This window comes from Burkholderia sp. NRF60-BP8, from assembly GCF_001522585.2.
GTDB lineage: Bacteria > Pseudomonadota > Gammaproteobacteria > Burkholderiales > Burkholderiaceae > Burkholderia.
In genome coordinates, this window is record NZ_CP013372.1 from 1,851,509 (window position 1) to 1,870,493 (window position 18,985).

An 18,985-nucleotide genomic window follows, 5' to 3' on the forward strand; every position below is an offset into this window, starting at 1 on the left:
CTCGCCGACCAACCTCGTATCGGGCAGCGTCGGCTGCTCGCTGCTGCCCCGGCCGTGCGCGCGAGCTGTTCGCGCACCGCATCGCGCTCGTACCGCTCGCCGGAGCAACGACCCGTCAGACCGTCGGCCTGAGCTTCCCGCATCGCCGCGAGCAAGACCCGAACCCTGCCCGCGCTACTTCCCCGACCGAGCGAGCGGGCCTTGCACGCCCTGCCCCGTGCCCGACGGCCAGCCGCCCGCGAGCGCCTTGTACAGCGCGACCGTCGATGCCGCGCTGCGCATCCGTCCGTCGGCCGCCGCGTCCTGCGCCTGCAGCAGCGTGCGCTGCGCATCGAGCACTTCGTAGTAGTCGATCGCGCCGGCCGAGAAACGCGCCTGCGCAAGCTGCGCGGCGCGTGCGCTGTCGTCGGCCGCGCGCACGAGGTGCGCGGTCTCGTCACGCGTGCGGGCGACACGCAGCAGCGCGTTCTCGGTTTCCTCCAGCGCGCCGAGGACGGTCTGCCGGTACTGCGCAAGCTGGCCGGCCGCTTCCGCGTCGCTCGCCGCGATCCGTGCACGCACGCGACCGACGTCGAGGAACGACCAGTCGATGCCGAGCGCGATCAGGTTCGTGTCGCTGCCCGCGCGGAAGAACCCGTAGCTGCTCGTCGCGCTGCCGAGCAACCCAGACAGCGTGAAGCGCGGGAACAGGTCGGCGGTCGCGACGCCGACACGCGCGGTCGCCGCATGCAGCCGCGCCTCGGCGGCCGCGACATCGGGGCGGCGGCGCAGCAGGTCGCCTGGCGTGCCGGGATCGATGTCGGCCGCGAGCGCCGGCAGCGGGACCGGCGTGCCCGTCGGCGCGGTCGTCTTCGGCAAGTCGAACCGGCCGATCAGCGCATCCGGCGTCTGCCCGGTCAACACCGCGAGCCGATGCTCGTCGACGCCGATCGCGGCTTCGTACACGGCGATCCGCGACGTCGTCGATTCGTACTGCGCGCGTGCGCGCGCCGCGTCGAGGTCGGAGCCGCGTCCCGCGCCGACGCGCGCATTGATCAGCGCGAGCGTCTGCTTCTGGTTGTCGGCGTTCTCGCGGGCGATCCGCAACCGCTCCTGCGAGCCGCGCAGATCGACGTACGTACTCGCGACCTCCGCCGTGATCGCGACCCGCACCGCGCGTACGTCGGCCGCGCTGGCCGCCGTTTCCGCGCGCTGCGACTCGATCGAGCGGCGTACGCGGCCGAACAAGTCGAGTTCCCACGCGGCATTGATGCCGACGCTCGACGTCGGCGTGTCGCGCTGGCTGCGCGGCGCGCCGAACGCCTGATCCTTGCTCATCAATTGATGGCCGATCCGGCCGCTCGCGGTGAGCGTCGGATAGCGGTCGAACGTTGCCTGAGACAACAGCGCATTCGACGCGTCGTAACGCGACACCGCGACCTGCAGGTCCTGGTTCGCCGCGAGCGCCGCATCGATCAACTGCGTCAGCACCGGATCGCCGAACCCGCGCCAGAACGTGGCATCGGCGTCGGCCGACGCGTCGGGCAGCATATCGGGCCGTGTCCGGGCCGTCGCCGCGTCGCGCTGCGTCGTCGGACGGGTGTCGCGCGCGAACCGCGCGGCGGTGGCCGTATCGGGCCGTTCGAAATCGGGGCCGACCGCGCACGCGGCGAGCGTCACCGACATCGCCAGCGCGGAAAGACGGAAAGCGGCGCTCATCGGCTTTCTCCTTCGAGGGTGCCGTGCTGTTCGCGCCAGACGGCCGGCGTGCCGCCCGCGAGCTTGCGGATCGCCACATAGAACACGGGCGTCAGGAACAGCCCGAACAGCGTGACACCGAGCATCCCGGCGAACACGGTGACGCCGGTGGCCGCCCGCACTTCGCTGCCCGCGCCGCTGCCGATCAGCAGCGGCACCGAGCCCGCGATGAACGCGACCGACGTCATCACGATCGGACGCAGCCGCAGCCTGCACGCTTCGAGCGCCGCTTCGACCGCGCCCTTACCCTGGATCTCGAGCTCGCGCGCGAATTCGACGATCAGGATCGCGTTCTTGCACGCCAGCCCCATCAGCACGACCAGGCCGACCTGCACGAACACGTTGTTGTCGCCGCCGGACAGCCACACGCCGAACAGCGCCGCGCACATGCACACGGGCACGATCAGGATCACCGCGAGCGGCAGCGTCCAGCTCTCGTACAGCGACGCGAGCACCAGGAACACCAGCATCACGGCCAGCGGAAAGACGACGATCGCCGCGTTGCGCTGCGTGACCTGCTGGTAGCTGAGGTCGGTCCATTCGAGCGTGATGCCCGGCGGCAGCACGTCCTTCGCGATCTGCTGCAGCTTCGCGATCGCCTGCGACGACGACATCGTCTTCGGATCGGCGTCGCCGATCAGATCGGCGGCCGGATAACCGTTGTAGCGGACGACCGGGTCGGGGCCGTACGCGGGCCCGACCGTCACCATCGAGCCGATCGGCACCATCTCGCCCTTCGCGTTGCGCGTGCGCAGGTTCGCGATGTCGGCGGCCGTCTGCCGGTGACCGGCATCCGCTTGCGCCATCACGCGATACACGCGGCCGAACACGTTGAAGTCGTTCACGTACATCGAGCCGAGATAGACCTGCAACGTATTGAACAGATCGGTCAGCGCGACGCCCTGCGCCTTCGCCTTGAGCCGGTCGACCTTCACCTCGAGCTGCGGGATGTTCGCCTGGTACGAGCTGACGGGATAGCTCATCCCCGGCGTCTTCGCGACCGCGGCCTGAAACGCGCCGAGCGCCTTCTGCAATTCGCCGTAGCCGAGCCCGCCGCGATCCTCCAGGTACAGCGAATAGCCGGAGCCGTTGCCGAGACCCTGGATCGGCGGCGGCATCAGCGCATAGGTGATGCCGCCGCCGATCGCCGCGAAGCGCGCGTTCAGGTCCGCGTTGATCTGCGCGGCGCTGCGATGACGCCGGTCGAACGGCTTCAGGATCACGTACGAGTTCGTGATGTTCGGCGTGTTCACGCCCTGCAACGCGTTCAGCCCGGCGAACGCCGGCACCATCTCGACGCCGTCGGTGCCGAGCGCGATCTTCGTCATCTGCTCGGTCACCGCGCTGGTGCGCGCGAGCGACGCGCCTTCCGGCAGCTTCGCGCCCGCGAACAGGTACAGCTTGTCCTGCACCGGGATGAAGCCGCCCGGCACCGCGTCGAACAGCAGCGCGGTCGCCGCGAGCAGCGCCGCATAGACCGCGAACACCCCGCCGCGCCGCTTCAGCATGCGGCCGACGACGCCGTGGTAACGATCGGAGCTGCGTTCGAAGAACCGGTTGAACGGACGGAACAGCCAGCCGAATGCGCGATCGAGCGCACGCGTCAGCGCATCCTTCGGCGCGCCGTGCGGACGCAGCAGCTTCGCGGCGAGCGCGGGCGACAGCGTCAACGAGTTGATCGCGGAGATCACCGTCGAGATCGCGATCGTCACCGCGAACTGCTTGTAGAACTGGCCGGTCACGCCCGACATGAAAGCCATCGGCACGAACACCGCGCACAGCACGAGCGCGATCGCGACGATCGGCCCCGACACCTCGCGCATCGCCTGGTGTGCGGCGTCGCGCGGGCTCAGCCCCTGCGCGATGTTGCGCTCGACGTTCTCGACGACGACGATCGCATCGTCGACGACGATGCCGATCGCGAGCACGAGCCCGAACAGCGTCAGCGTGTTGATCGAGTAGCCGAGCAGATAGAGCCATGCGAACGTGCCGACCACCGACACCGGCACCGCGACGAGCGGAATGATCGACGCGCGCCACGTTTGCAGGAACAGGATCACGACGAGCACGACCAGCACGACGGCCTCGATCAGCGTGTGCTGCACCGCGCGGATCGATTCGCGCACGAATACCGTCGGGTCCCACACGGGGCGGTATGCGACACCGGGCGGAAAGCGCTTCGACAGCTCGTCGAGCTTCGCATACACGGCCTTCGCGACGTCGAGCGCGTTCGCGCCCGGCGACAGGAAGATGCCGACCACGGCGGAATGCCTGTCGTTGAAATACGAACGCAGCGTGTAGTCGCCCGCGCCGAGCTCGATGCGGGCGACGTCGGACAGCTTCACGACCTGGCCGTCGTCGCCGTTGCGCAGCACGATGTCGCCGAATTCCTGCACCGTGCGCAGGCGGCCGCGCACGTTGATCGACACGAGGAAGTCGTTTTGCTTCGGCGACGGCTCCGCGCCGAGCTGACCGGCCGACACCTGCACGTTCTGCTCGCGCACGGCCGCGATCACGTCGCTCGCGGTCAAGCCGCGCGACGCGAGCCGGTTCGGGTCGAGCCACAGCCGCATCGCGTAATCGCCGGAGCCGTACACGCCGACGTCGCCGATGCCGGTGAGCCGCGACAGTTCGTCCTTCACGTGCAGCGTCAGGTAGTTGCGCAGGTACAGCGAATCGCGGCTGTTGTCCGGCGAATAGAGGCTCACGTACATCAGCGGCGTCGGCGACTGCTTCTGCGTGGTCACGCCGTACTGGCGCACCTCGTCGGGCAGGCGCGACAGCGCCTGGCTCACGCGGTTCTGCACGCGCACGGCGGCCGTGTCGGGGTCGACGCCCTGCAGGAACGTGACGACGACCTGCAGGCTGCCATCCGAACCGGCGACCGACTTCATGTACATGATGCCTTCGACGCCGTTGATCGCCTCTTCCAGCGGCTCGGCCACCGACTCGGCGATCTCCTTCGGGTTCGCGCCCGGGTACGTCGCACGCACGACGACGCTCGGCGGCACGACTTCCGGATATTCGCCGGCCGGCAGCATCGGAATCGAGATCAGACCGATCGCGAAGATGACGATCGACAGCACGACCGCGAAGATCGGCCGGTCGATGAAGAATCGGGAGAAATCCATCGTATCGCTCCCGTCATTGCGCGGCAGGCGCGCCGGCATCGGCGACCGCCTGCGTCGCGCTGCCCGCATCGGCGCGCGCGGGCAGCGCCTTCGGCTTCACCTGCGCGCCCGGATAGTAGATGCGCTGCACGCCGTCGACGACCACGCGGTCGCCCGCCTGCAGCCCCTTCTCGACGATCCGCTCGCCGTCGAGTTCGCGGCCGATCGTCACGTCGCGGCGCAGCGCCTTGTCGCCCGCGCCGATCACGTACACGTACTTGCGGTCCTGGTCGGTCAGCACGGCCTTGTCGTCGACCAGCAATGCGCTCTGGTCGCGGCCGCTGACGAGCTGCACGCGCGCATACAGGCCCGGCGTAAACGCATGGTCCGCATTCGGCAGCCGCACGCGTGCGCGGATCGTGCCGGTCTGCGGATCGAGCCGGTTGTCGAGGAAATCGACGGTGCCCGCATGCGGGAAGCCCGTCTCGTTCGCGAGGCCGATGCGCACCGGATCGGCGCCGATCGCGCGATGTTTCGGGTCGGCGCGCCGCGCGTTGTAGCGCAGATAGCTCTGCTCGTCGCAATCGAAATACACGTAGACCGGATCCTGCGACACGACGGTCGTCAGCAGCGTGTCGTCCGCACGCGCGAGATTGCCGACGGTCGCGACCGCGCGGCCGACGCGGCCCGCGATCGGCGCGCGCACTTCGGTGAAACCGAGATTGAGCTTCGCGTCGGCAACGGCCGCATCGGCCGCCTGCAGATCGGCGCGTGCCTGCTCGGCAGTCGCGCGCGCGTTGTCGAGTTCTTCCTGCGACGTCGCGTGCGCATCGATCAGCGTCTGCACGCGCTTGAGTTGCACGTTCGCGAGGCTCGCGGCCGCACGGGCGCGCTGTTGCTGCGCATGCGCACGGTCGAGCGCGATCCGGTACGGGCGCGGATCGATCTCGAACAGCAGCGCACCCTGCGCGACCACGTCGCCCTCCTTGTACGCGACACGCTGCAGATAGCCGCTCACGCGCGGCCGCAGCTCGACCGCGTCGACCGCTTCGACGCGTCCGTTGAATTCGTCCGCGAGGCGAACGGTATGCGGCGCGACGGTGGCGACGCCGACTTCGGGAAGAGGATGGGCCGACGATGCGCCTTTGCCGTCGTGACAACCCGACAACACCAGCAACAGGGCACAGGCGGCGCCCAAAGGCGACGTCCTGCGTAGGGAAAAGGAGAACATGATGCCTCGCGACGGGTTAAACTGCCGCGTAGCATAAAAGTTCAAGTTAACTTCAAGTCAAGCTTTCCCGGAGGGTGTCATGGGTATCCAGGAAACCCCGCAGTGGCCGCTGATGTCGATCCGCGAAGTGGCCGCGCGCAGCGGCGTGCCGGCGTCGACGCTGCGCTTCTACGAGATGCGCGGGTTGATCAAGTCGCACCGCAACGGCTCGAGTCATCGCCACTATTCGCGTGCGGTGCTGCGGCTGATCGCGTTCATCGTGTTCGCGCAGAAGATCGGCTATTCGCTCGACGAAATCGCCGAACAGCTCGTCAGCCTGCCCGAGGACACCGCGCCGAGCAACAAGGACTGGCAGCGGCTGTCGCGCGGCTGGAAGCAGCGCGTCGCGAGCCGGATCGAGGAGCTGCAGCGGCTCTACATCAATCTCGACGAATGCATCGGCTGCGGCTGCCTGTCGCTGAAACGCTGCAAGCTGACCAACCCGGACGACCGCGCGGGCCGCAACGGGCCCGGCGCGCGACGCTGGCTCGGCGACAAGCCGCCGACCGATTCCGAATGACGCGCGGGCCGCGCGCGTCCTGCATCACCCGACACGCCAGCCGCCGTTCACCGCGATCGTCGCGCCCGTGACGAACGACGCGCGCGGCCCGGCGAGCCAGGCGACCGCATCGGCGATGTCGTCCGGCTGCCCGGCGCGGCCGACCGGCGTCTGCTCGCGGATCGTCGCCGCGACGGCCGGCGCGACCCCGCTGTCGCCGAAAAAACGCGTATCGGCGACATAGCCGGGCGCGACCGTATTGACCGTCGCCCCGCGCGGCCCGAGTTCGCGCGCCAGCGCGACGGTGAAGCCTTCGACGCCGGCCTTCGCGGCCGCATACGCGAGGCCGCCCGGCAGCAGGCTGCCGGCGCGCGCCGCGATCGAACCGATGTTGACGATGCGCGCGGCATGGTCGGCCAGGTGCGGCAGCACGGCCATCGTCGTCAAAAACAGGCTTTTCAGGTTCGCATGGAGCACCGCGTCCCATACGGCCTCGGCCTCCGCCGCTTCGGTATCCGCGCCGACGCGCCCGGTCAGCCCCGCGTTGTTGACCAGCACGTCGATGCGCGGCCATCGCGCGACGATCGCGGCGACGACCGCTTGCGCGTCGCGCCGCACGCCGAGGTCGCCGGCCTGCCCGATCGCCGCGCCGCCCAGACGCTCGACGGCCGCCTTCAGCCGCGCCGCTTCGCGCCCGACGATCGCGACGCGATACCCGTCCTGCACCAGCCGGCGCGCGATCGCGAAGCCGATCCCGCTCGATCCGCCCGTGACGATCGCCGTGCGTTGTCGTTCGTTGCCCGTCATGACCTGCCCTCCTTTCCTCGGTGTTGACGATTGGTGACGTTTGCAGTGTGGGCAACGGAAGGCGATAGGTAAAATACGAATTCGATGACATATTGATACGCAGAAGGTATCGCCATGATCGATCTGCGCCAGTTCCGGCAATTCATCGCGGTCGCCGAAACGCTCAGCTTCCGGCGCGCTGCCGAGCGGCTGCACATGGCCCAGCCGCCGCTCAGCGCGGCGATCCGCAAGCTCGAGGACGAACTGGGCGTCGCGTTGCTCGACCGCGACACGCGCGGCTCGCGGCTCACGCCGGCCGGCGAAGCATTCCTGCTCGAAGCGCGGCGCGCGCTCGAACAGGCCGAGCGCGCGGTGGCCGCGGCGCGCCGCGCGGGCGCCGGCCTCGGCGGCACGCTGCGGCTGCGCTTCGTCGACAGCACGGTCAATGCGCTGTTGCCGCTGATCCTGCGCGCGTTCCAGGAACGGCATCCGGGCGTCGATTTCCAGCTCGAGGAAGGCACGACGGCCGAGCAGGTGCTGGCGCTGCGTCACGATCGCACGGACGTCGGCCTCGTCGTGCTGCCGGTGGCCGACGCCGGCGACGTGCGTGTCGAACCGCTGCTGCGCGACCGGATGGTGGCCGCGCTGCCCGACGGCCATCGGCTCGCGCGCCGCCGCCGCATCGCGCTGGCCGAACTGGCAGACGAACCGTGGGTCATGTTTGCCGCGCATCACGGGCCCGGCATGCATGCGCTGATCGTGACGGCATGCGCGCAGGCGGGCTTCGCGCCGCGCGTGGTCCAGCAACCGCGCCAGATGCAGACGACGGCCGGGCTCGTCGCGGGCGGCATCGGCATCGCGCTGATGCCGCGCCTGTTCGTGCCGATGCAGCCGCAAGGCATTACGTTCTGCGAACTGAAGGATGCGGGCAGCCCGCTCGCGTACGAACTGGCGCTCGCGTACCGTACACCGTCGCCGCTCGTCGATGCGCTGCGCGAGAGCGCGCGCGACGCGGTGCGCGAACTGGGGCTGGTTGCCGCGACGTGACCGCGCGCATCGCGCGCGGCGTTCAGTCGCCGAGGAAGTTGAGCGCGACGCCGAGCACGGCCTGCCGGAATGCTTCCGGCCGCGTCGGCAGCGACGTGAACTCCAGCATCATGTGGCTGTACGACACCGTCGTGCCCACGGCGCTCGCGATCATGAAGAACAGCACGTTCGGATCGACCGGACGGATCGCGCCGGCCTCGACCGCGTCCGCCAAGAGCGGCAACATCGCGTCGTGATACGGGCGCACGATCCGCTCCTGCAGCCGGTCGAGCCGCCCGCCCTCCTCGGTCGCCGCCGTCGAGAAGAACATGGCGATATCCGGCTCCGCGAACTCGTGATCGACGCACAGCTCGAGCGCGCGCCGCACGCGATCGCGATGCGGCAGCGACGACGTGCGCAACGCGCGCAGCGCGTCGAACATCGGTTCGGCCAACTCGGCGATCTGCTCGACGACCGCCAGCCACAACGTTTCCTTCGTACCGAAGTGATGGGCGATCAGCGCCGCATCGATGCCCAGCTCGCGCGCGACTTCGCGCACGCTCGTCGCGTCGTAGCCGCGCTTCGCGAACGTGCGGCGCGCGGCCCGCAATATCACGTCCGGACCGACGGACGCGTCCGCCAGCGGCCGTCCGCGCGTACGCCGCTTCGACGGCGCGCGCTCAGTGACTTCTGCCACGTTTTTCCTGCTCCTTGAACGATTCGAATGCCCGTGCCCGGTACCCGGCTTCGCGTACCGGAAGCGGGCGGCCTGCCCCGCTGCGTTGACACGCCGAGCCGGGAAGCGCTAGGATCATACCTTATTCATCACGTGATGATTTATACATGACAACCCCTACACGCATCGTCATCGTCGGCGGCGGGATCGCCGGACTGCAGCTCGCGACCCGTCTGGGCGAGCGTCTCGGCCGATCCGGGCGGGCGCAGATCACGGTCGTCGACCGCAGTCCGACGCACATCTGGAAGCCGATGCTGCACACGATCGCGGCCGGCACGCGCGACGTCCAGCAGCAACAGGTGATCTTCCTCGCCCACGCCCGCGATCACGGCTACGCGTACCAGCCCGGCGAACTGAAGGGGCTCGATCGCGCACGCCGCCGCGTGCAGCTCGGCGAGATCCGCTCGCAGGATGGCGACGTGGTGATCGACGCACGCGAACTCGAATACGACGTGCTGATCCTCGCGCTCGGCAGCCAGGCCAACGATTTCGGCGTGCCCGGCGTACGCGAGCACTGCTACTTCATCGACAGCCAGCAGCAAGCGGAAACCTTCAACGAAGCGTTGCGGATGCGCGTGTTCCGCAGCATCGCGCGCGACGAGCCGTTTCGCGTCGCGATCGTCGGCGCGGGCGCGACGGGCGTGGAGCTCGCGGCGGAGTTGAGCCGGTTGCTGGAAGTGGCGCAGGCGTACGGTGACGAAACGGTGCGCGAGCGGCTGCAGCTCACGCTGCTCGAAAGCGGCCCACGCATCCTCAACGCGTTTCCGGCGCGGATTTCCGCGTCGGCCCAGCGGCGGCTCGAACAGATCGGCTTTCACGTACTGACGTCGACGCGCGTCACATCGGCCGACGCGAACGGCTTCCATTACGGCGACGGTTCGTTCGCCGAAGCGGACCTGATGGTCTGGGCGGCCGGCGTGAAGGCGCCCGATTTCATGCAGGCGCTGGGCGGGCTCGACACGAACCGCGCGAACCAGATCGTGGTCGGCCCCACGCTGCAGGCAACCGGCGACGAGCACGTGTTCGCGATCGGCGATTGCGGGAGCCTGCTGCCCGACGGCCACGAACGGCCGCTGCCGCCGACCGCGCAGGTCGCGACGCAGCAGGCCGAGCATCTCGCGAAGCACCTTCCCGCATGGCTCGACGGCACGCCGATTCCGCCTTTCGCGTTCCGCGATTTCGGCGCGCTGGTGTCGATCAGCGATTACGACGCGTTCGGCACGCTCGGGCAGTTCGGGTTCTTCCGCGGCGGCTTCATCCAGGGGCGCTTCGCGCAGTTCAGCCACCTGATGCTCTACCGGCGGCACCAGCAGGCGCTGCACGGTTTCCCCAAGGCCACCTTGCTGTGGATCGCCGAACGGATCAACGGCTGGGTGCAGCCGCGCATCCGCCTGTCGTGATGCCGCGCGTCGCGGCACCGCGTAACGTTTCGAGGAACAGACACATGAACAACCGTGCAGCGCCCTGGCTCATGACCGTCGCCGCAATCGGCCGCTTCGACATGCCGTCCGTCTCGTGGGGCGGCCCGCGGCGGCGCAGCGTCACGCGCGACCGGCTGCCGGCGTGGGACGCGACGAGCAAGCCGACCATCAGCGTGCTGGAACGGCCCACGGCCGACACCGTGATGATCTCGTGGTGCGACGCGTGCACCGGGCACTACGGCTACCAGAAGTGGCGCCTGTTCACGACGCGCAAGCGCGGCGTGTGCGCGCTGTCGGGGCGATCGATCGAGATCGGTGACAGCGTCTATGCGCCGCAACTGCTCGGCTCGACGCCGGGCAACGCCGCCGCGATGGTGCTCGCGGCGTGCATCGACGACGCCCTGGCGGCCTGACCGTCAGGTCGACGTGGTCTGACCGGCGCCATAGGCCGGCGCATCGTTCTGCCGTTCGAGCTCCGCGTCGAGATGCGCGGCATGCGCATTCGCTTTGGATTCCGACATCAACTCGCCTTCCCACTTCGCGACCACTGCGCTGGCGATCGAGTTGCCCACCGCATTGGTGGCCGAGCGGCCCATGTCGAGGAACGTGTCGACGCCGAGAATCAGCAGCAGCCCGGCCTCCGGGATGTTGAACTGGTGCAGCGTCGCCGCGATCACGACGAGCGATGCGCGCGGCACGCCGGCCATCCCCTTCGACGTCAGCATCAGGATCAGCAGCATCGTGACCTGCGTGCCGAACGACAGGTGGATGTCGTATGCCTGCGCGATGAACAGCGACGCGAACGTGCAGTACATCATCGACCCGTCGAGGTTGAACGAATAGCCCATCGGCATCACGAAGCTGGAGATCTTGCGGCGCACGCCGAAGCGGTCGAGTGCGTCGAGGATCTTCGGATACGCGGCTTCGGAGCTGGCCGTCGCGAACGACAGCATGAACGCTTCCTTGATCAGCACGAGCAGCTTGAACACACGGCGGCCGAGGAACAGCAGCCCGGCCGCGACGAGCGTGGCCCACAGCAGCACGAGGCTCACGTAGAAGTCGCCCATGAACACCGCGAACTTCAGCAGGATCGACAACCCGTTGACCGCGACGGTCGACGCCATCGCGGCCATCACCGCGAGCGGCGCGAGCTTCATCACGTAGCCGGTGATCTTCAGCATCACGTGCGCGAGCTGGTCGATCGCGGCGACGAGGATCTTGCCGCGCTCGCCGAGCGCGGCGAGCGCGACGCCGAAGAACATCGAGAACACGACGATCTGCAGGATCTCGTTGTTCGCCATCGCCTCGGCGATCGACTTCGGCACCATGTGCCCGACGAAATCCTTCAGCGTGAACTTGGACGTCGCGAGATGCGCGGACGCGCCGATGTCCGGCAGCGGCAGGCCGAGGTTCTCGCCGGGCCGCAGCAGGTTCGCCATCAGCAGGCCCAGCAGCAGCGAGACCAGCGACGCGGTGACGAACCAGCCGAGCGCCTTCACGAACACGCGCCCGACCGACGACGCATCGCCCATGTGCGCGATGCCGACCACCAGCGTCGAGAACACCAGCGGGCCGATGACCATCTTGATCAGCCGCAGGAACACGTCGGACACGAGCGAGATGTAGCCGGCGATTTCGGCGGCCGACTGCTTGTCCGGAAGCTGCGTGTAGATCAGGTAGCCGATCAGGATGCCGGCTGCCATCGCGAGCAGGATCCAGCCTGCCGCAGACATTCGTTTGTTCATGATGGAATTCGCCGCACGGCGATGGAGTTGACGGAAGAAGGAGGCGCGTGCCGTGCCAGGGGGCGCGCGGGGCGCGCCGCCCGGGCCGACACGGATGTCCGCGATCGGACGCGCTGCCGCCGCACCGGCATTCGCAGCAACGCGAACGCCGGCGGCAGCGGTCCGGCATGAAACGACCGGGTCAATAGCCGATCGCGGAGCCCGCCGGACGGCGCGGATCGTTGTAGCCGTAGATGAAGCCGACACGCACGTTGCCGGACACGGACGAATCGTTCCCGGAACTCTGGCGGCTCGCGGCTTCGGTGCCCGGCAGGCCGACCATGATCAGCTCGGCGGCGCCCCACGGCGTCTGCTCGACCATCTTGTAGCCCATGTTGCGAAGGATCGCGAGCGTGTCGGGCGACAGGCCGTAGGTTTCGTAATAGACCGCGTCGGGCAGCCACTGATGATGGATGCGCGGCGCGGCGACCGCGTCCTGCGGCGTCATCCCGTAGTCGATCACGTTCAGCACGGTCTGCAGCGTGATCGTGATGATGCGCGAGCCGCCCGGCGAACCGACCACCATGAACACCTTGCCGTCCTTCTTCACGATGGTCGGCGCCATCGACGACAGCGGACGCTTGCCCGGCGCGATCGAGTTGCGCGTGCCCTGCACGAGGCCGAACAGGTTCTGCGCGCCGACCTTCACTGTGAAGTCGTCCATCTCGTCGTTCAGGAAGAAGCCCGTGCCCGGCGCGATGACCACGGCGCCGAAGCGGCCGTTGACCGTATAGGTCGTCGACACCGCATTGCCGTCGTGGTCGACGATCGAGTAATGCGTCGTTTCCGGCTTCTCGTGCACGCCGACGCCGGGCTGCACGTCGACCGACGGCGTCGCCGTGTCGGCATGGATGCTCTTGCGGATCTGCGCCGCGTATTCCTTGCTCGTCAGCTTCGCGACCGGGTTGTCGATGAAGTCCGGATCGCCGAGCAGCGTGTTGCGGTCTTCGTACGCATGGCGCATTGCTTCGGTCATATAGTGGACCGCCGCGGCCGAGTGGTAGCCGAGCTTGCGCAGGTCATACCCTTCGAGGATGTTCAGCGTCTCGCACATCGTCGCGCCGCCCGAACTCGGCGGCGGCGCCGACACGAACTCGTAGCCGCGATACGTGCACGTCAGCGGCGCCATGTCCTGCGCGCGATAGGACGCGAAATCGGCCGCCGCGATCACGCCGCCGCCGCGCCTGGCCGCCGCTTCCACGATCTTCGGAATCTCGCCGTGATAGAACGCGTCCGGCCCCTCCTCCGCGATGCGCTCGAGCGTGCGCGCCAGATCCTTCTGCACCAGACGATCGCCCGGCTGCAACGCCGTGCCGTTCGGGCGCAGGAAGATGCGCGCGGCTTCCGGGTCCTTCCTGAAGCGCTCGACCGTCGTGTCGAGGATGTCGGTATCGCCGCGCGTCAGCACGAAGCCGTCGCGCGCGAGCCGGATCGCCGGCGCCATCACCTGTTTGCGCGTCAGTTTCCCGTACTTGCGCTGCGCGAGATCGAGCCCGGCCACCGTGCCCGGCACGCCGACCGCGCGATAGCCGTACAGGCTCTGGTCCGGGATGACGTTGCCGGCCGCATCGAGATACATGTTCGCGGACGCCGCGGCCGGCGCGGTCTCGCGGAAATTGATGAAGCGGTCGCGACCGTCGGCCAGGTGGAGCGTCATGAAGCCGCCGCCGCCGATGTTGCCGCAGCACGGGTTGGTCACGGCCTGCGCATAGCCGACGGCCACCGCCGCGTCCACCGCGTTGCCGCCAGCCTTCAGGATGTCGACGCCGATCTGCGACGCGAAGTGCTGCGACGACACGACCATGCCGTTCTTCGCTTCGACCGCCGGATCCGACGCCGCGAACGCGCACACGCTCATCGCGGACAACAGGGTGAGTACTACGAGCCGCCTCATGACGGAATCCTCCAGACGAATAAACCGGCGCATGCCGGGATGCGCGGCCGCACCGCCGCGTATCGACGCCGCCCGTTCGACGTGTAATAAACGGTACATTTCCACAAGGCCGCGATCATAACACCCGCTTTTTTGCGTCAAAAACTAGGGTAATCACTGAATTAAAAGCGGGCATGCGGGACTATCTTTGTTGAAGCATGTTCGATTTATTACACATATGAACGTATCCGTGGGTCGAGCGATACGTCCCTCTAATTTCGAACCGTACGCGGCCTGCCGCACGTCGATCGGCTAACATGCGTGCAGTTACCGGCAGACGCACGTCTGCCGTTCGATCGTTCAATTCAGATAGAGAGCCGGAGTGCCGATGGGGACGAGCATCAGGGCGTTGCTGTTATCCCAGATGGATAGCTTCACGCCGTCGGAACAAAAGGTCGCGCAGGCATTGCTGGATCGCTATCCCAGTCTCGGGCTGGGTCCCATCGCGCAGTTCGCGAAGCAGGCGGAAGTCAGCGACCCGACCGTGTTCCGCTTCGTCGTCCGGATCGGCTTTCCGAACTACTCGTCGTTCCAGCAGGCGCTGCACGACGAAATAGACACCGCGATGAATTCGCCGCTCGCGCGCATGGATGCCTTTCATTCGGAAACGGGCATGCGCGACAGCCACGCGGCGATTTTCCAGCGGCTGTCCGAATCGCTCGCGACCACGATCGAAGGGCTCGACGCGGCCGCGTTCGACGCAGCGGTGGCGGTGCTGGCCGATCCGGACGTACGCATCTTCTGCGGCGGCGGGCGCTATACGGCGCCGCTCGCGTCGTTGTTCTCGTTCACGCTGGCGTATGCGCGGCCGCACGTGCAGTACGTCGAGCCGAACGTGAATCTCGCGTCCGTCGCGCTGGCCGACATGGGGCGCAACGACCTGCTCGTGATCTTCGACTTTCGCCGCTACCAGAAGGACAGCATCCGCTTCGCGCAGGCCGCGCACCGGCTCGGCGCGCGGATCCTGCTGATCACCGACGAATGGCGCTCGCCGATCGGCGAATTCGCGGAGATCGTGCTGCGGATCCAGGGGCGCCCTTTCGCGATGCTGCAGACCAACGTGCCGGCGCTGGCGCTCGCCGAAGCGCTGGTGATCGGCGTGACGAACCGGCTGCCGGAACTGGCGCGGCAGCGGATGGAGAAGATCGAGCAGCTCAACGCGGGCGGGATCGAATGGGATACCACCCAGCGCGATTTGCCCGAATGACACGCGCTCGCCATTCGGGCGCGGCGCTCAACTCTCGACGTCCTCCAGACTGAACACTTCCGTCTTGTCGTTGTACGAGAAGACCTCGCCGTACCGCCCCCAGTCGATCACCGCGTCGAGCGTTTCCTCGGCCGCTTCGTCGGACAGAAAATCCTCCAGTTCCTGCTCGAAGCGCACGCGCGGCGCGCGGTGGCCCGGACGCTCGTTTAGCACCTTCCTGATCCGCGCGGCGAGCGGCACGTGCTTCAGCAGGTGATCCGCGAACATCAGCTTGCGCTCCTGCGTGCCGAATTCCGCGAACACGCGCGCAGGCGGCGTCAGGAACACGTCGCCTTCGCGCACGTCCGCGAAGCCGAGGTACTGCAGCACTTCCGCGATCGGGAACAGGTCGTCGACCTCTAGGTGCAGCGTGCGCGCGATTTCCGGCATGTCGGCGCGGCCGTGGTACGGCGCCATCGCGAGCGTCTCGATCAGGCCGGCCATCAGGTTGGTCGACACCTGCGGCAGCCAGCTGCCGAGTTCGAGCCCCTTCTTCGTCGCCTCGCCGGTCTGGCGCGCGGTCATCTTCGCGTAGATGTCGTCGACCAGCTTGCGGAAATCGGTATCGAGACGATTGCGCGGATGCTTGAACGGCACCTTGATCTCGGCGATCACGCGGCCCGGGTTCGACGACAACACGAGAATCCGGTCGCACATGAACACCGCTTCCTCGATGTTGTGCGTGACGATCAGCACCGACTTGATCGGCATGCGGCCCTGCGTCCACAGATCGAGCAGGTCGGTACGCAGCGTTTCGGCGGTCAGCACGTCGAGCGCGGAAAACGGTTCGTCCATCAGCAGGATGGTCGGATCGACGACGAGCGCGCGCGCAAAGCCCACGCGCTGGCGCATCCCGCCCGACAGCTCGCGCGGATACGCGTTCTCGAAGCCGTCGAGGCCGATCAGGTCGATCGCGGCCAGCGCGCGTTCGCGCCGCTCGCGCGCGCCGACGCCGAGCGCCTCGAGCCCGGCTTCCACGTTCTGCAGCACGGTGAGCCACGGGAACAGCGCGAAGGTCTGGAACACCATCGCGACGCCCTCGGCCGGGCCGCGCAACGGCTTGCCGAGATAGGTCACTTCGCCGTCGGTCGGCTCGATCAGACCGGCGATGATGCGCAGCAGCGTCGACTTGCCCGAGCCCGATCGGCCGAGCAAGCCGACGATCTCGCCTTCGCGCAGCGACAGGTTCGCGTCGTCGAGCACGAGCAGCTCGCCCTGCGTCTTGTTGAAGCCGCGGTTCACGTGCTCGACGCGCAGGATTTCCTCGCCGAGCCGGGGCGGCTGCAGCGGCTGGGACGTCTTGACGGGGGCGTTGATAACGGTCGGATTTTGCATCGCGCTTACTCTCAATCGAGACGGAGCCGGGATTCCGCATAGGCGTACATCGGACGCCACAGCAGGCGGTTGAACAAGGTAACGAACAGGGACATCACGGCGATGCCGAGGATGATCTTCGGGAAATCGCCGGCGGCGGTCGTTTGCGCGATATACGAGCCAAGACCGTGCGCGACGACCTTCGTGTCGCCCCACTGCACGAACTCGGACACGATGCTCGCGTTCCACGCGCCGCCCGATGCGGTGATCGCGCCCGTCACGTAGTACGGGAAAATGCCCGGCAGAATCGCCTGGCGCCACCACTGCCAGCCGCGGATGCGGAAATTCTTCGTCGCTTCCTTGTAGTCGTTCGGATAGGACATCGCGCCCGCGATCACGTTGAACAGGATGTACCACTGCGTGCCGAGCACGATCAGCGGCGACAGCCAGATATCCGCGTTCAGGTGAAAGCGGACGATCACGATCACGAACACAGGGAACAGCAGGTTCGCCGGAAACGCGGCGAGGAACTGCGCGAGCGGCTGGACCTTCTCGGCCAGCTTCGGGCGCAGCCCGATCAATACGCCGAGCGGCACCCAGATCGCCGACGCGATCGCGATCAGCACCAGCACGCGCAGCAGCGTGACGAGCCCGAGCACGAGCACGTGACCGACCTCGGCCATCGTCACGCCGGTCGCGACGAAGCCGACGACGCGCCACACGACGTACGCCGTCAGCACGATCACGAACGCGCCCCATACGATGTCGCCGATACGCGACGAACGGCGCGACGATGCGCCGCGCGCACGCGTGCCCTTCAGCGCCGGCAGTCGCAGCGGAATCCGGGCGGCCTGCGACAGCAGCCAGCCGGCCGGCACGAGCAACTGATGGATCAGGTGCGTGCGACGCATCATGTCGAGCAGCCACGATTGCGGCGCATCGCCCGACGCGGTGTTCTCCATTCGGAACTTGTCGGCCCACGCGACCAGCGGGCGGAACAGGAACTGGTCGTAGGCGAGGATCACGACCGACATCGCGACGATCACCCAGCCGACCGCGCCGAGATTCTTGTCCGAGATCGCCTGCGCGAGATACGCGCCGATGCCCGGCAGCGTGATCGTCTGGTTGCCGACGGTGATCGCCTCCGATGCGACGACGAAGAACCAGCCGCCCGACATCGACATCATCATGTTCCAGATCAGGCTCGGCATCGAGAACGGCACTTCGAGCTTCCAGAAGCGCTGCCACGCCGTCAGGTGAAAACCGCGCGACACTTCGCTCAAGTCGCGCGGCACCGTGCGCAGCGATTGGTAGAAGCTGAACGTCATGTTCCATGCCTGGCTCGTGAAGATCGCGAAGATCGCGGCCAGCTCCGCACCGAGCACGCGCCCCGGAAACAGCGCGAGGAAGAACGTGACCGTAAACGAGATGTAGCCGAGCACCGGCACCGACTGCAGGATGTCGAGGATCGGGATCAGCACCATGCCCGCGCGGCGGCTTTTCGCGGCGAGCGTGCCGTAGACGAGCGTAAACACGAGCGACGCGACCATCGCGGCGAGCATCCGCAGCGTGGTGCGCAATGCGTATTCGGGCAGGCTCGCCGGATCGAGCGAGATCTTCTGCGTCTGCAGCACGCCGATCGGCGCCATTGTCTGGTGAAAACCGACGATCGCCATCGCCAGCACGCAGATGATCAGCGGAAACGCGACGGCATCCCAGCGGTTGGGCAGCACGCGCCACGCGGAGGCGTTGGCGGTGCGGTTCGGATCGAAACTGATATCCATCGGTAGCGTCTTGTGTCGAATTGAAAATCGATGGGTCCGGCCGCGTGCCGCGCGGCCGGGCGGCGCACTCGCGGTGCGAATCAGGACAGTCCGTGCGGCACCCGTTCCGGGATGGCCGGCCGCGCGAACGGCAGCACCGGGCCTGCCTTGACGAAGCGGAAATCGGCACCGGGATGAATGCCGGCATCGGCGATGCCGCAGGCAATGATCGGAAAAAACGGCGCGAGGCCGAAGGTGCGCATGCGGTGACCGACCGCACCGACCGTGTCCGTTGCCGCGAGGTTCGGCATGAAGGGCTCCGGAGAGGTGATTCGGAGTGGGAGGCTATCGGGCGGTCGT

General features: G+C 67.7%; 15 protein-coding genes. 5 read left to right on the forward strand and 10 right to left on the reverse strand.

The genetic code is table 11. The features are described 5' to 3' along the window. Positions 1-174 precede the first annotated feature (174 nt). From WS54_RS08645 to WS54_RS08655, 3 genes are read right to left on the reverse strand one after another with little or no spacing between them, the layout of a single operon-like run. Positions 175-1,698, reverse strand: a complete 1,524-nt coding sequence (locus WS54_RS08645) for an efflux transporter outer membrane subunit (RefSeq protein WP_059782978.1) — start codon at positions 1,696-1,698, stop codon at positions 175-177. Then, positions 1,695-4,868, reverse strand: a complete 3,174-nt coding sequence (locus WS54_RS08650) for an efflux RND transporter permease subunit (protein WP_059784917.1) — start codon at positions 4,866-4,868, stop codon at positions 1,695-1,697. The genes WS54_RS08645 and WS54_RS08650 overlap by 4 nt, the downstream gene beginning before the upstream one ends. 13 nt (positions 4,869-4,881) lie before the next feature. Next, positions 4,882-6,078 carry an efflux RND transporter periplasmic adaptor subunit gene (locus tag WS54_RS08655; RefSeq protein WP_059782975.1) on the reverse strand — a complete coding sequence of 399 codons (1,197 nt, stop codon included), beginning with the start codon at positions 6,076-6,078 and terminating at the stop codon, positions 4,882-4,884. A 79-nt stretch (positions 6,079-6,157) separates the two neighbouring features. On the opposite strand from WS54_RS08655, the gene soxR reads away from it, so the two are divergent. Then, positions 6,158-6,637, forward strand: coding sequence for a redox-sensitive transcriptional activator SoxR (gene soxR, locus WS54_RS08660; protein WP_034204522.1), 480 nt, complete (start codon positions 6,158-6,160; stop codon positions 6,635-6,637). A gap of 24 nt (positions 6,638-6,661) precedes the next feature. Here soxR and WS54_RS08665 read toward each other — a convergent pair whose 3' ends face one another. Beyond that, positions 6,662-7,423 carry an SDR family NAD(P)-dependent oxidoreductase gene (locus WS54_RS08665; protein WP_059782973.1) on the reverse strand — a complete coding sequence of 254 codons (762 nt, stop codon included), beginning with the start codon at positions 7,421-7,423 and terminating at the stop codon, positions 6,662-6,664. Between the two features lie 114 nt (positions 7,424-7,537). On the opposite strand from WS54_RS08665, the gene WS54_RS08670 reads away from it, so the two are divergent. Then, the gene (locus WS54_RS08670; RefSeq protein ID WP_034204520.1) at positions 7,538-8,449 is read left to right on the forward strand and encodes a LysR family transcriptional regulator; all 912 of its coding nucleotides are present in this window, start codon (positions 7,538-7,540) and stop codon (positions 8,447-8,449) included. Positions 8,450-8,471: 22 nt separating this feature from the next. Here WS54_RS08670 and WS54_RS08675 read toward each other — a convergent pair whose 3' ends face one another. Beyond that, positions 8,472-9,125 carry a TetR/AcrR family transcriptional regulator gene (locus WS54_RS08675; protein WP_034204519.1) on the reverse strand — a complete coding sequence of 218 codons (654 nt, stop codon included), beginning with the start codon at positions 9,123-9,125 and terminating at the stop codon, positions 8,472-8,474. Between the two features lie 146 nt (positions 9,126-9,271). On the opposite strand from WS54_RS08675, the gene WS54_RS08680 reads away from it, so the two are divergent. Together WS54_RS08680 and WS54_RS08685 are read left to right on the forward strand one after the other, a co-directional pair. After that, complete coding sequence (locus WS54_RS08680; protein ID WP_059782971.1) at positions 9,272-10,564, forward strand: NAD(P)/FAD-dependent oxidoreductase; 1,293 nt, start codon at positions 9,272-9,274, stop codon at positions 10,562-10,564. 44 nt (positions 10,565-10,608) lie between these two features. Beyond that, on the forward strand, positions 10,609-10,998 hold the full coding sequence (locus WS54_RS08685) for a DUF3331 domain-containing protein (RefSeq protein WP_059782969.1): 390 nt from the start codon (positions 10,609-10,611) through the stop codon (positions 10,996-10,998). Positions 10,999-11,001: 3 nt separating this feature from the next. Here the strand turns inward: WS54_RS08685 and WS54_RS08690 are convergent, their stop codons facing one another. Both WS54_RS08690 and ggt read right to left on the reverse strand, forming a co-directional pair. Further along, positions 11,002-12,330 (reverse strand): dicarboxylate/amino acid:cation symporter, encoded by a 1,329-nt coding sequence (locus WS54_RS08690; RefSeq protein WP_059782967.1) that lies wholly within the window; start codon positions 12,328-12,330, stop codon positions 11,002-11,004. A 181-nt stretch (positions 12,331-12,511) separates the two neighbouring features. Next, positions 12,512-14,263 (reverse strand): gamma-glutamyltransferase, encoded by a 1,752-nt coding sequence (ggt, locus tag WS54_RS08695; RefSeq protein ID WP_059782966.1) that lies wholly within the window; start codon positions 14,261-14,263, stop codon positions 12,512-12,514. Between the two features lie 367 nt (positions 14,264-14,630). On the opposite strand from ggt, the gene WS54_RS08700 reads away from it, so the two are divergent. Beyond that, entirely contained in the window at positions 14,631-15,509 is an 879-nt protein-coding gene (locus tag WS54_RS08700; protein ID WP_034204514.1) for a MurR/RpiR family transcriptional regulator, read from the forward strand. Positions 15,510-15,536: 27 nt separating this feature from the next. Here the strand turns inward: WS54_RS08700 and WS54_RS08705 are convergent, their stop codons facing one another. The 3 genes from WS54_RS08705 to WS54_RS08715 form a co-directional block, all read right to left on the reverse strand. Next, a complete protein-coding gene (locus WS54_RS08705; RefSeq protein WP_108041812.1) occupies positions 15,537-16,883 on the reverse strand; it encodes an ABC transporter ATP-binding protein in 1,347 nt (448 codons plus the stop codon). An 11-nt stretch (positions 16,884-16,894) separates the two neighbouring features. Next, positions 16,895-18,646, reverse strand: coding sequence for an ABC transporter permease (locus tag WS54_RS08710; protein ID WP_059780573.1), 1,752 nt, complete (start codon positions 18,644-18,646; stop codon positions 16,895-16,897). 80 nt (positions 18,647-18,726) lie between these two features. Next, positions 18,727-18,936 carry a hypothetical protein gene (locus WS54_RS08715; protein WP_059780574.1) on the reverse strand — a complete coding sequence of 70 codons (210 nt, stop codon included), beginning with the start codon at positions 18,934-18,936 and terminating at the stop codon, positions 18,727-18,729. Between the last annotated feature and the right edge of the window lie 49 nt (positions 18,937-18,985).

Excerpts from the sequence above, each read along its gene's own strand:
- WS54_RS08700 (WP_034204514.1), top strand. The coding sequence starts at position 14,631 with ATGGGGACGAGCATCAGGGCGTTGCTGTTATCCCAGATGGATAGCTTC.
- WS54_RS08680 (WP_059782971.1), top strand. The coding sequence starts at position 9,272 with ATGACAACCCCTACACGCATCGTCATCGTCGGCGGCGGGATCGCCGGA.
- WS54_RS08705 (WP_108041812.1), bottom strand. The coding sequence starts at position 16,883 with ATGCAAAATCCGACCGTTATCAACGCCCCCGTCAAGACGTCCCAGCCG.
- WS54_RS08665 (WP_059782973.1), bottom strand. The coding sequence starts at position 7,423 with ATGACGGGCAACGAACGACAACGCACGGCGATCGTCACGGGCGGATCG.
- WS54_RS08670 (WP_034204520.1), top strand. The coding sequence starts at position 7,538 with ATGATCGATCTGCGCCAGTTCCGGCAATTCATCGCGGTCGCCGAAACG.
- WS54_RS08655 (WP_059782975.1), bottom strand. The coding sequence starts at position 6,078 with ATGTTCTCCTTTTCCCTACGCAGGACGTCGCCTTTGGGCGCCGCCTGT.
- WS54_RS08650 (WP_059784917.1), bottom strand. The coding sequence starts at position 4,868 with ATGGATTTCTCCCGATTCTTCATCGACCGGCCGATCTTCGCGGTCGTG.
- WS54_RS08685 (WP_059782969.1), top strand. The coding sequence starts at position 10,609 with ATGAACAACCGTGCAGCGCCCTGGCTCATGACCGTCGCCGCAATCGGC.
- WS54_RS08645 (WP_059782978.1), bottom strand. The coding sequence starts at position 1,698 with ATGAGCGCCGCTTTCCGTCTTTCCGCGCTGGCGATGTCGGTGACGCTC.
- ggt (WP_059782966.1), bottom strand. The coding sequence starts at position 14,263 with ATGAGGCGGCTCGTAGTACTCACCCTGTTGTCCGCGATGAGCGTGTGC.
- soxR (WP_034204522.1), top strand. The coding sequence starts at position 6,158 with ATGGGTATCCAGGAAACCCCGCAGTGGCCGCTGATGTCGATCCGCGAA.
- WS54_RS08690 (WP_059782967.1), bottom strand. The coding sequence starts at position 12,330 with ATGAACAAACGAATGTCTGCGGCAGGCTGGATCCTGCTCGCGATGGCA.
- WS54_RS08715 (WP_059780574.1), bottom strand. The coding sequence starts at position 18,936 with ATGCCGAACCTCGCGGCAACGGACACGGTCGGTGCGGTCGGTCACCGC.
- WS54_RS08710 (WP_059780573.1), bottom strand. The coding sequence starts at position 18,646 with ATGGATATCAGTTTCGATCCGAACCGCACCGCCAACGCCTCCGCGTGG.